The 13,850-nt window shown below is 58.7% G+C and carries 11 protein-coding genes; 10 read left to right on the top strand and 1 reads right to left on the bottom strand.

Annotated elements, in window-relative coordinates; genetic code table 11:
• Positions 1 to 10 precede the first annotated feature (10 nt).
• Positions 11 to 1,435, bottom strand: a complete 1,425-nt coding sequence (locus tag A5483_RS00265; RefSeq protein WP_063810642.1) for an MFS transporter — start codon at positions 1,433 to 1,435, stop codon at positions 11 to 13.
• A gap of 176 nt (positions 1,436 to 1,611) precedes the next feature.
• Here A5483_RS00265 and A5483_RS00260 point away from each other — a divergent pair, with 176 nt between their 5' ends.
• The 10 genes from A5483_RS00260 to A5483_RS00215 all read left to right on the top strand — a co-directional run bounded on the left by A5483_RS00260 (position 1,612) and on the right by A5483_RS00215 (position 13,796).
• Positions 1,612 to 2,619, top strand: coding sequence for a LacI family DNA-binding transcriptional regulator (locus A5483_RS00260; RefSeq protein ID WP_063810641.1), 1,008 nt, complete (start codon positions 1,612 to 1,614; stop codon positions 2,617 to 2,619).
• Positions 2,620 to 2,682: 63 nt separating this feature from the next.
• The gene (uxaC, locus tag A5483_RS00255) at positions 2,683 to 4,095 is read left to right on the top strand and encodes a glucuronate isomerase (protein WP_063810640.1); all 1,413 of its coding nucleotides are present in this window, start codon (positions 2,683 to 2,685) and stop codon (positions 4,093 to 4,095) included.
• A gap of 15 nt (positions 4,096 to 4,110) precedes the next feature.
• Positions 4,111 to 5,700 (top strand): mannitol dehydrogenase family protein, encoded by a 1,590-nt coding sequence (locus A5483_RS00250; protein WP_063810639.1) that lies wholly within the window; start codon positions 4,111 to 4,113, stop codon positions 5,698 to 5,700.
• Positions 5,701 to 5,702: 2 nt separating this feature from the next.
• A complete protein-coding gene (uxuA, locus tag A5483_RS00245) occupies positions 5,703 to 6,776 on the top strand; it encodes a mannonate dehydratase (protein ID WP_063810638.1) in 1,074 nt (357 codons plus the stop codon).
• 316 nt (positions 6,777 to 7,092) lie between these two features.
• Entirely contained in the window at positions 7,093 to 7,908 is an 816-nt protein-coding gene (locus tag A5483_RS00240) for a DeoR/GlpR family DNA-binding transcription regulator (RefSeq protein WP_002549747.1), read from the top strand.
• Positions 7,909 to 8,185: 277 nt separating this feature from the next.
• A complete protein-coding gene (locus A5483_RS00235) occupies positions 8,186 to 8,674 on the top strand; it encodes an RpiB/LacA/LacB family sugar-phosphate isomerase (protein ID WP_063810637.1) in 489 nt (162 codons plus the stop codon).
• 152 nt (positions 8,675 to 8,826) lie between these two features.
• Entirely contained in the window at positions 8,827 to 9,906 is a 1,080-nt protein-coding gene (locus A5483_RS00230) for a DUF7973 family transport facilitator (RefSeq protein WP_063810636.1), read from the top strand.
• 22 nt (positions 9,907 to 9,928) lie between these two features.
• On the top strand, positions 9,929 to 10,786 hold the full coding sequence (locus A5483_RS00225) for an HAD-IIA family hydrolase (protein ID WP_002549776.1): 858 nt from the start codon (positions 9,929 to 9,931) through the stop codon (positions 10,784 to 10,786).
• A gap of 57 nt (positions 10,787 to 10,843) precedes the next feature.
• Positions 10,844 to 12,448 carry an FGGY-family carbohydrate kinase gene (locus A5483_RS00220; RefSeq protein ID WP_002549742.1) on the top strand — a complete coding sequence of 535 codons (1,605 nt, stop codon included), beginning with the start codon at positions 10,844 to 10,846 and terminating at the stop codon, positions 12,446 to 12,448.
• Positions 12,432 to 13,796: a sn-glycerol-1-phosphate dehydrogenase gene (locus tag A5483_RS00215; protein ID WP_002549804.1), complete on the top strand. Its 1,365-nt coding sequence runs from the start codon at positions 12,432 to 12,434 to the stop codon at positions 13,794 to 13,796. Before A5483_RS00220 ends, A5483_RS00215 begins: the two co-directional genes overlap by 17 nt.
• Positions 13,797 to 13,850 lie beyond the last annotated feature (54 nt).

The following is a 13,850-nucleotide window of genomic DNA, read 5'->3' as shown; positions in this document are numbered from 1 at the left end:
CCGTTATGGGTCAGGATGTCTGCCCGGCCTGCGCCTCGTGGCGGCGAGCTAACTCGTCGGCGTTGGCGACCACCTTGTCGCGGGTGAGTGGGTAGCCCAGCATGAGCAGGGCGGCGCCGAGGCAGCAGATTGTCGGTATGGCGGCGGCGAGGGTGTACAGATGATTGGCGACGGACTCTGACTGAACGGCACCACCCTGTGAGGAGGACTGGTAGCCGATCATCGTCAGTATGACTCCGCCGATTCCGCCGGCGATGGCCTGGGCAAGTTTGCGGGCGAAGGAGTTCACGCCGTAGATGATGCCGTCTTCACGTTCCCCGGATATGACCTCCTGGGCATCAATGACGTCGGTGATGAAGGCCCACACCATGAGGTTGAACACGCCGGCGCCTAGCGAGCCGAAGAAGAGGCCAACAAGGAAGATCCAGGGGCTGTGCGTGTGGATGATGAGCATCAGACCGTACATGGCAGCCCCGCAGAACAATGCCACTGTCGCTGATTCTTTTCGACCGAACTTCAGGACCATAATCTGTGCAAAAGGAACCACGAGAATAACAGTTGTGAAATTAAAGACCAAGGCAATGGACATTGCCGTTTTATTCTGGAAATAGTCATTGAAAAGATAGGTCAGCGTGACGCCAGAAAGGTTCTGGTTAATGACGACAATTATGTCAATAATGACTAACATGACGAGGGCTTTATTGTGCGCCATTTCAGAGAACATTTTGCCCAGTGGAACGCGCTCTGTTTTGTCAATGCGAATACGCTCGACAGTCAGTAGCGTTAATCCTATGTAGCAGAATACGCCGAGGACAGCAAAGATAGCCGCCCCTATAAAGAATCGATGCGGGCTTATCTGGTGAGAGCTGCTGCCGTACATTATGAGCGGCACAACATAGCTGACGATGGCAGCGCCCGAGGCTGAGCCGATGCTCCGTGCGGTGGACAGTGAGGTCTTATCGCGTGGCCTTCCAGAGATGGCTGACGCCATGGATCCATAGGGGATATTAACGAAAGAGTAGAAGATGCCCCAGGCCAGATAGGTGATGAAGGAGTAGATCACGCGTGTTGTCATGGGAAGGTGGCCGGCTGCCGGCAGGAAGAGAAGAATAGCGGAGGCGGCAAGCGGGAACTTCATTCGCATGACCCACGGGGTGAAGCGTCCTCGCGCGGTCATCTTCGAGTTGTCGATGAGGCGGCCAACTATGATGTCTACAAAGGCGTCAACGAGACGGGCAGCCATGAATAATGCGCCCACCAGGGCCGCAGCAAGACCGAAAACATTGGTGTAGAAAATCATGAGGAAAAAATTCACTAAGTTAAAGGTGAAATTGTTTCCAACATCGCCGAGTGCGTAGCCAATCATGTCGCGAATATCGAAATCGCGAGCATTCACCGCCTCAGCTTTCTGGCCCTTCGTTGTGATGGTTGGCATTGACAACCCTCTATGCTATTCAGGGCTGCGACGATCATCGTCACAGCATTGTGGACAGGCATCATCGCCTTGTCTAGAGATTCGCACTGGAGTGTCAAGGATTGCGATGATTTGCCACGGTTTGCATCCTGAGCATTACGTGCCAGAGTCAGGCTAGTTAGCGGTAGAGTCAAACCATGGGTGTAGGCGAGGAGTCCACCGCACCGGTTACCATCAGTGACGTTGCGCGGACTGTCGGTGTTGCTCCGTCAACTGTCTCTCGCGCTTTTTCGCGCCCGGGGCGGGTTAGCGTCAAGACGTCAGAACGGATCTTTCAAGCTGCTCGACAACTTGGTTACCGCCAGGATGCGGTGCTGAGAGTTTCGACAGACAGGACATATCATCTCGTCGCAGTGTGCGTTGCCGACGCCATGAACCCAGTGTTTGGGGCCACCGTCAAGGGGGTTTTCGCGGGCGCCCGCAAACGCGGTTACATGGTCGTTCTCATCGACTCTAATGAGTCGTCAGAAATCGAGTCTGAAACCACGAAACGCTCCTTGACTACTGTTGATGGTTTTATTTTTGTTGGTTCCCGCATGTCGGACGCTGGGTTGCGGCACCTGGCCGGCATAAAGCCGGTAATTACGGTGAATCGTAAAGTTCCAGGAGTGTCGGCGGTGACACCAGCATCCGATGAAGGACTCGGGGAAGCTCTTACCCATCTAATAGGAGACGGACGGTCTACGGTGACGTATCTCGCCGGGCCGATGGCGTCTTGGCAATCGGGGGTAAGGTGGCGCAGCTTGCTTGACCGTGCTCGTCGCGACGACAAGGTCACAGTGCACCAGCTCGCCTGTCCGACCCCCACTATTAGGGGCGGCATAGAGGCGTTTGACAAGTGGAAGACGCGCCCTACCTCGGCCGTCATCGCCTATAACGATCTCATCGCGATCGGGTTCATGCGTCGCGCTATGGCCTGTGGTCTCAGGATTCCTGACGACGTTGCCGTCATTGGGTTCGATGACATCCCGTTCTCGGCTCTGGTTTCACCGGCGTTGTCAACGGTTCGCGTCAATCAGTTCCAAATGGGGCTTGTGGCCGTCAACCGGCTTCTCGACATGGTTGAGAAACCGAGCCACTATGGGCGTCGACCGCCGAGTGAGGACATCATCCCGGTGTCCTTTATGGCGCGTGAATCTGGATAGCTAAGCGCGGCAAGTGACGGCAACTCGTTCCGGGGAGATTCTCCACGGGGCACAGTGAATGTCATGTCAACGCCGACTCTCACCCTCTTCGAGGATCGTCTGCTGCCCCGCGAGGCCTCCGCCTTGGCCGCTGCGCGCGAAATTTACCGATCCACGAAGGATCTACCCATAATTTCTCCCCATGGACACGTTCCGGTGTCATGGATTGCCGACGACATGGCATTCTCTGACCCGACGAGCCTGCTCATTACCCCCGACCACTACGTGAATCGGCTGCTGCATGCTAATGGCGTCGATCTTGAGGACCTGGGCGTCGGGCGCAAGACAATGGGTGAGGAGGACAACCGAAAAGCTTTCCGGATCCTGTGCGAGCACTGGCGTGACTTTGCCGGCACAGCAATGCGCTACTGGCTCGTGGACCAACTTGTCGGCATTTTTGGTGTCACCGAACGTCCTAGTCCTGAGAACGCTGACCGCATCTACGACACCATCGCTGAGAAAATCGCCCAGCCGGACTTTCGGCCCCGCGCTCTCATGGACTCCTTCGACATTGTCTTCATCGCGACCACCGATGATCCTTGCGACGACCTTGACGGGCACGCTCGGCTGACTGCCGACCAGACATTCACCCGCCGTGTTGCTCCCACCTTCCGCCCGGATAAGTATTTGGAGCCAGCTGCCGGGGGCTGGGTGGGCTTGCTCGCAAAGCTGTCTGAGGTAAGTGGTTGCGATGCGATGACGCTGGACGGATTTACCGAGGCTATGGAGAATCGGCGCTCCTACTTTAAGCAGCACGGCGCGGTTTCCAGTGACCACAGCCACCGCGACCTGGGCACTATCGTCCTAGACCGCGCTCGCGCGGCGTCGATTTTTGACGCCTCGGTGGCGGGTCGGGCCACTGTCGAGGAGATGACCCTCCTTCGCCGGCATCTCTTCACAGATCAGGCGAGGATGGCCAGCGAAGACGGCCTGACGATGACCGTTCATCCGGCGGTTCACCGTAATCACGACACCGCCGCCCTTCGCCGCTTTGGCGCCGATATTGGCTCCGATGTTCCGGTAGCCCTCGAGGTTGTCGACTCCTTGCACCCCTTGCTTGACAAATTTGGTAACACGGACCTCAAGCTGGTCATTTTCACGATCGACGAGACCGTTTACTCACGGGAAATTGCCCCGTTGGCCGGGTGGTACCGCAGCCTCTATATCGGCGTGCCCTGGTGGTTCATTGACGCGCCTGAGTCGGTGATGAGGTTCAAACATGCCGTTACTGAGATGGCCGGGTTCAGCCGGGTAAGCGGCATGATTGACGACACCCGCGCTTTTTGCTCAATTCCGGCGCGTCACGATATGAGTCGGCGCCTTGATGCCGCCCACCTCGCTGAGCTGGTGGTTTTGGGCAGGCTCGATTTGGATGAGGCGGTTGAGATCGCCCACCGCCTCGTCGTGGAGCAGCCCACTCAGGTGTTTGGTCTCTGATTCGGAGGAGATGTCATGAAGCTTGATCTCGACACATTACGTGGGTCCGCGTTGGCGGATGCTGGGATCACCTCGCCTACTTTCGACGTTGAGGAGATGCGTAGGCAGGCCCATGATCGGCCGCGGTGGATGCATATCGGACCAGGAAATCTGTTCCGTGTTCATATCGCTCGGCTGGCCCAGGACATCATGAACTCCGGGGCTGAGCAGTGCGGTATTGCCGCCATCGCGCCTCGCGATCCGCAGCGCCTCGATCACGGGCTCGCGAACCACGACTTGCTGACCCTGGGTGTGACCTCCCACGCCGACGGGCACACCGACGTCGGGGCTATAGCGTCGATCAGCGAGGGGCTGGCCTACCGGCGAGATGACGATTTTTGTCGCATCGCAGAGATTGCCTGTGCCGAGTCCCTGCAGTTGATCACCCTGACGATCACTGAGAAGGGGTATCGGCTCAGCGGCTACGACGGGTCCTACCAAAACGCTGTCATTAAGGATCTGAGCCGTGACCCCTTGTCAGATCGTATGTCGACGGCGATGGGTCTGGTGACCGCCTTGCTGGTTCGACGTTTCTACGCTGGGGCGACGCCGGTGGCTCTGGTGTCCTGTGACAATTTTTCCCACAACGGTGACAAGTTGCGCACTTCGGTGCTGACGATCGCCGCGGAGTGGGAGAAACGAGGCGCCATCGACCACAGGGTTGTCGAGTGGATTACGGAGAAGGTGGCGTTCCCAATCTCCGTCATCGACAAGATCACCCCGGCCCCGTCGCAGCAGGTTAGTGATCGGCTGGCGTTGATGGGGTTTGAGGATATGGCGATCGATCCCGACGCCGAGGTGGCGGGATTTGTCAACACCGAGCCTGCTGAGTATCTCATTATTGAGGATCGTTTCCCGAATGGACGTCCAGAATTAGAGAAAGCTGGGGTCTACTTCACGGATCGCGATACCTGCGACCGGTTCGAGCGGATGAAGGTGACGTCATGCCTCAACCCGCTCCATACTGCGCTGGCTATTATCGGAGTATTGTTGCGGAAGCCCACTGTAGACGAGGCCATGAAAGACCCGGGGTTAGCGGGTTTGGTGCACCATCTTGGATGGAAAGAAGGGCTTCCGGTTGTCAGCGATCCCGGGATTATTGACCCCAAGGAATTCTTGCGCGAGGTCGAGGATGAGCGTTTCCCGAACCCGTTCCTTGGTGACACCCCGAGTCGTATTGCGACCGACACATCTCAGAAGATCCCGATCCGCTTCGGAGAGACCATTAAGTCGTATCTTGCCAAGGATTCCCTCGATCTCGCGTCATTGCGGGCAATCCCGTTCGTTTTTGCTGCCTGGTGCCGATACCTCATGGGCATTGCCGACGATGGTGATCCTATCGACCTTTCCCCAGATCCGCTGCTCGAGGAACTGAAATCCGTGGTGTCAGGTGTCCGTTTCGGTGACGGTGACCCCAAGGTTATTTCCCCTATCCTTAGTCGTGTCGATATCTTCGGGGTAGATCTGACGGCGACGCCTTTAGCTGGAATCGTTGAACAATTCTTTATCCGCCTGACGGTCGGTCCGGGTGCCGTAAGGTCGGTTCTGGACGAGGAGTTTGCATAATCATGAAGATGACATTTCGATGGTATGGCCCAGAAGCCGATCCCATCACGCTGGAGAACATTCGCCAGATTCCCGGAACCAGCGGGATAATGGGCGCGATGGATTGGATACCGGTTGGTGAGGTATGGTCAAATGAGGAGATTTCTTCCTACATCCGGAAAGTCAATGAGGCTGGCTTGGAATGCGAAGTTATCGAATCGGTGAACGTCCACGAGGACATCAAGCTCGGTAAGCCGTCTCGTGACAGTTACATTATCAGCTATTGCAAGACTTTAGAGAACCTTGCTGCCTATGGCATTAAGGTCGTTGTCTACAACTTCATGCCGGTTTTCGACTGGCTGCGTACTGAGCTCTTTCATCGTAACGGGGATGGCTCAACCTGCCTGTACTACGATCACGAGGAACTCGAGGGGTTAACTCCGCAAGATATCGTCAAGGCTACCCTGGATTCGTCGGCCTTTCCGCTTCCCGGGTGGGAGCCTGAACGATTGGCCGATCTCGATGGGGTCATGGCTCAGTACACTGACATGACCCCTGACCAGCTGCGCGACAACTATCGCTACTTCCTCGAGGGAATCATCCCGACCTGCGAGAAGGTCGGGATTCGGATGGCCGTCCACCCCGATGATCCCGCCTGGGATATTTTCGGGATCCCTCGTATCGTCCACAGTGACTCCGACCTGCAGAAGGTCATCGATCTGGTAAATTCCCCGGCTAATTCGCTGTGCGTGTGCGCCGGATCGTTGGGCTCGAATCCCGACAATAATGTGCCGGCCATCCTCGAGAAGTATGGAGACATGGGGCGGGTTGCGGCCGCTCATGTCAGAAATGTGAAGTTCCTGGGGTCCAAGAAATTCAAGGAGGCCTCGCACCTTTCCAGCGACGGATCCCTCGATATGTACACGATCATGAAGGCCATCCACGACCACTGCTCGAATGCATATATTCGCCCGGACCACGGTCGGATGATCTGGGGTGAAGTAGGGCGCCCCGGTTACCCGCTATACGACCGTGCCCTGGGCATCACCTACCTCAATGGCCTGTGGGAGGCCATAGATAAGGCCCCCACTCAGTGAGTGGATAACAACAATCTGTCCTCACCAGACTTATGGCAGGAAAGCCGTTCGTGACGGCATCCCTACCGCTGATGTCGAAAAATGCCGGCTGGGAGATGGCCGAGGCACTTCGGTGAAGTGATCCGCCGTAGGTCGGGACTTTTGACCGGTGAGGGAAGCGGAGAGATCAGTTGTCGCTGAGACCATCACCCGGGGAGCCAGTCCGTCATGTCGGATCCATCACTCAACTGCCTATCTGACGCTGATTCGCAACAGCGAAGACCCGTTACGCAGCTAGGATTCTTGCGAGTTCACGATGACGGGAGACGATAGAGTCATGGCTGGCGGAAGGACCACGGCCCTTCAGGGCCAAGACGGCCCAAGAGCGCGTCAGCTTGCGATCGCTGAGGCTGTTGTTCGGGCTGGGTCGGTCAGCGTTGAGGACCTTGTTGAGGCTACGGGCGTCTCCGCTATGACGATTTACCGTGATCTGGCGTCCCTCGAGGCCAGTGGGGTGTTGCAACGCCATCGGGGCCGGGTCGTTGCGGTTGCGAATGGTCTGCACGAGGCCGATGCCACCTTCCGTCTGGAGCAGAGCTCGACCGATAAGCAGGCGGTAGCTGAGCTCGCCGGTGGACTCATTGCGCCGGGATGTTCGATCATGCTTGATGATTCGACGTCGGGGGTGTGGTTGCTGCGATCCCTGGGGGATCACTCCCCGCTTACGATTGTCACCAATTCGTTGTTGGTGGCCGATGAGGTCATCTCCAGCGGCTCGGACAAGCTTGTGGTGGCGGGCGGGGAGTACCAGTCCTGGGCGAAGTCACTGATGGGTCCTGCTGCGGTCCGAATGATCCGCTCAATGCATGCCGATCTGTGCTTCCTGTCGGCGTCGGGCATTTTTGAGGCGGGGTGCTACCACCCCTACCAGGAGGTCGTCGAGGTGAAGCGGGCCATGCTCGAGTCCGCTGAGAAGCGGATCCTCTTGTTAGATCACACCAAGTTTGGACGACGGGCGCTGTTCAAGTTCGCAGATCTCACGGAGTTTGATCATGTTGTCGTCGACGCCCGCACCCCACGTGGAATCCTCGATCAGTTGCGTGATCTCGGGGTTCATCTCCTGGTCGTGGGGGACGACGCGGACGACTCTTGACGATCCTGGGTCGTACGAACATCGTCGTGGTGAGCTACCGCACAGGTGGTGTGTGAATTCTGAGTCTTACATACGTTCTGGGAGTGGCTCGGGAAGCCCGAGTTGAGCCGATACTGCCGTGTGCTTTCCCGTGCATTCGGATTTCGGGTGTGGCGAAATCCACGGCGTAGGCCCTTACATTTCACATCAATGATGTTAATATCAACACCATGAGTCGTTGCTTCTCGCACTCGTGACCGAGATTCCTCACGACGGAGCAACGAGGCATGGAGGGATCATGGGACTGAGAATCGTCGTTGCCGCTGATCCGGCAGCAGTCGAGTACAAGGATGCCGTCAAGGCCGACCTGGAAGCAGATTCGCGAGTCGATGAAGTGATCGACGTTGGCGTTCAGGCCGGTGAGGACACCTTGTACCCGCATGTTGGCGTCAAGGGAGCTCACGTCATCAAAGAAGGAAAAGCTGATCGAGGCATCTTCTTCTGCGGCACCGGGATGGGCATGGCTATCACGGCCAACAAGGTGCCGGGTATTCGCGCCTGCACCGCCCATGACTCCTTCTCCGTGGAGCGGCTCATTATGTCCAATGACGCCCACGTGCTGTGCCTCGGCCAACGCGTCATCGGTCGCGAACTTGCCCGTCGCTTGGCTCACGAGTTCATCGGGTACACCTTCGACCCGAGTTCCCACTCCAAAGCCAATATCGATCTCATCAACGCCTATGAGTCAGGCGACATCGCCGGGGAGGCCGCCACGGGCAGTTGCTGACACCAATGCGGTGTGAGCCGTGGCCCGCCTCACATCTGCATCTGCCTACTCATGGGCCATTCCCGGAAAATCTACAAAGACCACATGCAGCATCGTCGTTGCATGCGGAGATCCGATTGCGGGTAAGGCCCGCCCTCATAAAAGGAACACCGATGTTCACCACCTCTGTGGGAGTCTTCGTCTTTGGACTCCTCGCCGCCATCGCCGGCGGTGCTGTCGGAGCCGCCATCGGCGGTAACTACGCATTCGTCCTCACCGGTTTCTGTGTGCTGGCTTCCTGGGGAGTGTTCGCCGCGACGGGCACCACTTTCGGGCTCGACTACCTGGCTTTCGGCCCCTTCATGGGTCCTCACGTGGCCTTTGGTGGTGGTGTTGCGGCGGCCATCTATGCCCGGTATCGAGGTCGCTTAGGTGACGGCAAGGACGTCAATACCCCGCTCGCCGGCATCGGTCACCCCGACATTCTCTGCGTCGGTGCCGCCTTCGGTATTTTCGGTTACCTATGCCAGATCGTCATCTCGAACATCCCGTGGTTCGGCAAGCACACTGACCCAGTCGCCCTGACGGTGCTGCTGTCCGGGCTGCTGGCCCGCCTCATGTTTGGTGGGGCGCCCGGCAAGGGGCTGTTCCATGGCTCCCTGCACAACTCAGAGCTCTTCCACGAAAACGCCACCAGTTTCCCGGCCAAGATCAAACCGGGCCCCAATGGGCGGTGGCTGGAGTGGCAGGAGAAACCCAGCCAGCTCCTTACCATTGGGTCACTGTTTGGCATCTTTGCCGGTGGCGCGTCCCTTTTCCTGGCTGCCAACGTTGGCGCCTATCTGACCACGCGGGGGCTCGCCAAGAATTTGGCCGCTGCCAACGCCAACAGTTTTTGTTTCGGTATTTCGGCCGTCATCATCCTGTTCCTCATCACCAATCGGAACATGCCGGTCCAGCATCATGTGACAAACATCGCCGGTCTAGCCGCGGTGCAGTTTTTCCCGCTGCTTATGGGCAAGACCTTCACCACTTACCGCTGGACGTACACGTCTTCGTGGGATTCCCACACGTGGGTAATGGCGACGGTTGCCCTGGTCATCGCCGCATTCTTCGGTGTCTTCACTGCTGGCCTGGGCGAGTTCTGTGCCCGCCTCTGGTACAACCGCGGCACCAGCCATATCGATCCACCGGCCGCTGCCATCTGGCTTGGCAACACTGTGGTGGTCTCGCTCGCCACCCTGTTCTCGTGACCTCGCTTCAGGAGTAGCAACCATGCATGACGACATCAACATTCCCACTGATTTCGCCCGGGCCTACGTGTTCGACATGGATGGCACCATCTACCTTGGTGAACACTTATTGCCGGGTGCTCGTCGTATGGTCGAGGAATTGCGCCGCCGTGAGATCCCGGTGAGGTTTTTGTCGAATAACCCGACTAAGGGCCCAGACCAGTATGTCGAGAAGCTCGCGAAGTTGGGCCTGCCCACGGCCATCGAGGACATCTCCAACACGGTCGTGACGACGACGCGTTGGCTGGTCAACAACCACCCCGACGCCAAAGTTTTCGCGATCGCTGAGGAGCCGCTCAAGCGGAGCCTGCGTGAGGCCGGGATCGAACTGTGTGAAGATCCCGAAGAGATAGACATCGTCATCGCCTCGTACGATCGCACCTTCGACTACCGCAAGTTGCAGATCGCCTTTGACGCCATCTGGTTCCACAAGCGGGCATTCCTCATCCAGACCAACCCCGATCGGTTCTGCCCCTTTCCGGGAGGTCGTGGCGAGCCGGACTGTGCGGCCATTACTGCAGCTATTGAGGCATGCACGGGACAGCAGTGCAACATTAGTTTGGGCAAGCCGTCGCCAGTGATGCTTACCGAGGCCTTGTCCGGCCTCGACGTTGACCCGACAGACTGCGTCATGGTCGGTGACCGTCTGCAGACCGACATCCAGATGGCCCTCGACACTGGCATGAAGTCGGCCTGTGTGCTCACTGGGGAGGCCACTGCTGACGACGTTGCAGCCCTTGACGCCCAGCATCGTCCCACCTGGACTCTGGACCGTATCGATCGGCTCATCCCAGCCTCGGTATGGCGCGAACTCGGCTGGACCGAAGACAACGACGACTGACTAGACGACCGAGCTGTGTGCACCGCTGCCGCAGCGACACCTTCACAGGAGACAACGATGTTGAACAACGGTCCTTACCTCTTAGGTATCGACTACGGCACGGAGTCGTGCCGAGTCGCGATCTTTGATCTTGCGGGACGCCCACTCACCTTCGCGGCAACTCCGTACAAGACCACTCATCCTCGTCCCGGTTGGGCCGAACAGGATCCTGAAGAGTGGTGGAAAGCACTGCAGGCGTCGTGTCATCGCGCTATTGCGGCCGCTGGAATCTCCCCGGCGGCTATCGCCGGTATCTCGTATGACGCTACGACCCTGACGATGGTTGCCATGGACGAACGTGGCAACGAGTTACGTCCCGCCATCATGTGGATGGATGTCCGTGCCACCGAGCAGGCTGCGCGCGCCGAGAACTCGGAGTCGGTCGCCCGCCTCTACAACGGGGCTGGCGCCTCTCCGGCCACCGCCGAGTGGTACCCCTTCAAGGCTGCTTGGCTGCGCGAGCATGAGCCAGAGACCTACCGCAAGGCCGCCCATCTCGTCGACGCTCCGGATTGGGTGACGTTCAAGCTCACCGGGGAGTGGACCACTAACATCAACTCGGCTGCCATCCGGATGTACTACAACCGTGATAAGGGGGGTTGGCCGGAGGATTTCTACCAGACCATCGGTTGCGGTGACGTCTTCGACAAGATTCCCGAGCGGGTCCTCGACCTCGGCACTCCGGTTGGCACTCTCGCGACGATTCCGGCCCAGTTACTCGGCCTGCGTCCAGGAATCCCGGTCGCACAAGGATTGGCTGATGCATGGGCTGGCCAGATTGGTTTGGGCGTGCTGTCTGCAGGGTCGATGGCCCTCATCACCGGTTCCTCGCATGTGCTGACTGGTCAGGCCGACACCGAAATTCACGGCGAGGGATTCTTCGGCGCCTACCCTGACGGCGTCATGCCTGGTCAGTACACCGTTGAAGCCAGCCAAGTCTCGACGGGTTCGGTACTGAAGTGGTTCAAGGACAACTTCGTAGCCGACTACACCGCTGCCGCCGAGAAGATCGGCCTCAACCCGTACGACGTCCTCAACGAGCAGTCGCGAAACATCCGCCCGGGTTCCGATGGTCTCATCATCAATGAGTACTTCCAGGGCAACCGCACCCCGTACACCGACTCGAAAGCCCGCGGCATTATCTGGGGTCTATCCCTCATGCATACTCCGGCGCACTTCTACCACGCTATTCAGGAGTCGGTCTGCTATGGCATGGCCCACAACTTGCGCGCCATGAAAGCTGCTGGATTCGAGGTAGACCGTATGGTCGCCTGTGGTGGTGCCATGAAGGGCCGCGACTGGATGCAGATGCACGCCGATGTGGCCGGTGTGCCGATCGCCCTCACCGAGGTTGGGGACGCTGTGGTGCTCGGGACCTGCATGGTGGCCGCTGTCGGTGCTGGCCTGTTCAAGGATCTCCCCGAGGCGGCCGCACAGATGGTCCACGAGATCGACTTCATCGAGCCGGACCAGGAACGTCACGAGGAGTACCAGTACTACGTGGACAAGTACTGCGATACCTACCCGCAGCTGCGCCCCATGATTCATGACATGGTCGATCACGAGGCCGACAAAACTGACGATCACACTGATCAGAGGAGAAGTAATGTCCGAATTGATTGACAAGGCGTTGGCCGATTGCGGCGACACGGACGTCGTGGCCATGGGCCGCGACGTGCTCGGGGAGACGGGGCGCGTCTTCACAGAGCTTTTTGGCGACTCGAAGGCCATCATCATCGCCGACGAGAACACGTGGGCCGTTGCTGGTGAGCAGACTAAGGCGTCCCTCGAGGGTGCCGGGGTCAAGATGGTCGAACCGATGATTTTCCCGGGGCGTCCAGCCGTCTACGCCTGCTACGAAAACGTTGAGAAGGTTCGTGACCACCTGCGTGATCTCGACGAGGTGATTGCTTGCTCCATCGGTTCGGGGACCCTTAACGACATCGTTAAGCGAGCCAGTGACGAGCTGGGTCGGCGCTATATGAACGTATGTACCGCCGCCTCGATGGACGGATACGCCGCCTTCGGTGCCTCGATTACCGAGAACGGTTTCAAGCACACTATGAGTTGCCGCGCCCCACAGGCCCTCATTGCCGATCTGCCGACGATGGCCGGGGCTCCACAGCGCTGCACCGCCACTGGCCTGGGCGATCTCATCGAGAAGATCCCGGCCGGTGCCGACTGGATCGTCGCCGATGAGCTGGGCATCGAGCCGATCGACCAGGAGGTGTGGGACCTCGTCCAGGGGCCGCTCACCAGCGCCATCAGTGATCCCGAGGGACTGGCCAACGGTAAACCGGAGGCATTTGACGGCCTCATCGAGGGGCTCGTGATGTCCGGTCTGGCGATGCAAAAGTACCGCCTCTCGTCGCGCCCAGCCTCGGGTGCCGGTCATCAGTTCTCCCACCTGTGGGAGATGGAGCATCTCGGTATGGACCAAGATCCGCCGCTGACTCACGGGTTCAAGGTGGGTCTTGGCACGATCTCGGTGCTCGCTCTATGGGAGAGGACGCTGAACCACGATTTCACCACTCTCGACGTCGACGCCGCTGTCGCCAAGTGGCCGTCCGCCGAGCAGATGGAGGCCAAGGTTCGCGCCAACTTCACCGGTGACATGCTCGAGCCTGCTGTGAGGCAGACCATGGACAAATACCTCGACGCCGATGCGCTGCGGGAGCGTCTGGAGCTCGTCAGGTCGACTTGGCCGACCATCCGCGATCGCTGCCGTTGCCAGGTGATGCCGGCTGCCGAGGTCGAAGAGATCATCAAGGCTGTCGGTGGCATTTACCATCCGGCGCAGATTGGCCTGACCCGGGAGCGTTTCCACGACACCTACTACCGGTGCCAGATGATTCGGTCCCGCTATACCCTTCTCGACCTGCTCGTCGAGACCGGCACCATCAGCGATCTCGTCGAGCCGCTGTTTGAACCTGATGGATTCTGGGGCCGACGCCCCTGGCCACAGGACTGATCCCAGGACGATGTCGGGTGGGGTCGACCATTCGCGCCCCCACTCGGTCCCCTC

Source organism: Cutibacterium namnetense (genome assembly GCF_001642025.1).
GTDB classification, from domain to species: Bacteria; Actinomycetota; Actinomycetes; order Propionibacteriales; family Propionibacteriaceae; genus Cutibacterium; species Cutibacterium namnetense.
This window is presented reverse-complemented; position numbering and strand designations above follow the sequence as displayed.

What these genes read in the sequence shown, in the direction of transcription:
- A5483_RS00265 (WP_063810642.1), bottom strand. Translation starts at nt 1,435, where the DNA reads ATGCCAACCATCACAACGAAGGGCCAGAAAGCTGAGGCGGTGAATGCT.
- A5483_RS00260 (WP_063810641.1), top strand. Translation starts at nt 1,612, where the DNA reads ATGGGTGTAGGCGAGGAGTCCACCGCACCGGTTACCATCAGTGACGTT.
- uxaC (WP_063810640.1), top strand. Translation starts at nt 2,683, where the DNA reads ATGTCAACGCCGACTCTCACCCTCTTCGAGGATCGTCTGCTGCCCCGC.
- A5483_RS00250 (WP_063810639.1), top strand. Translation starts at nt 4,111, where the DNA reads ATGAAGCTTGATCTCGACACATTACGTGGGTCCGCGTTGGCGGATGCT.
- uxuA (WP_063810638.1), top strand. Translation starts at nt 5,703, where the DNA reads ATGAAGATGACATTTCGATGGTATGGCCCAGAAGCCGATCCCATCACG.
- A5483_RS00240 (WP_002549747.1), top strand. Translation starts at nt 7,093, where the DNA reads ATGGCTGGCGGAAGGACCACGGCCCTTCAGGGCCAAGACGGCCCAAGA.
- A5483_RS00235 (WP_063810637.1), top strand. Translation starts at nt 8,186, where the DNA reads ATGGGACTGAGAATCGTCGTTGCCGCTGATCCGGCAGCAGTCGAGTAC.
- A5483_RS00230 (WP_063810636.1), top strand. Translation starts at nt 8,827, where the DNA reads ATGTTCACCACCTCTGTGGGAGTCTTCGTCTTTGGACTCCTCGCCGCC.
- A5483_RS00225 (WP_002549776.1), top strand. Translation starts at nt 9,929, where the DNA reads ATGCATGACGACATCAACATTCCCACTGATTTCGCCCGGGCCTACGTG.
- A5483_RS00220 (WP_002549742.1), top strand. Translation starts at nt 10,844, where the DNA reads ATGTTGAACAACGGTCCTTACCTCTTAGGTATCGACTACGGCACGGAG.
- A5483_RS00215 (WP_002549804.1), top strand. Translation starts at nt 12,432, where the DNA reads ATGTCCGAATTGATTGACAAGGCGTTGGCCGATTGCGGCGACACGGAC.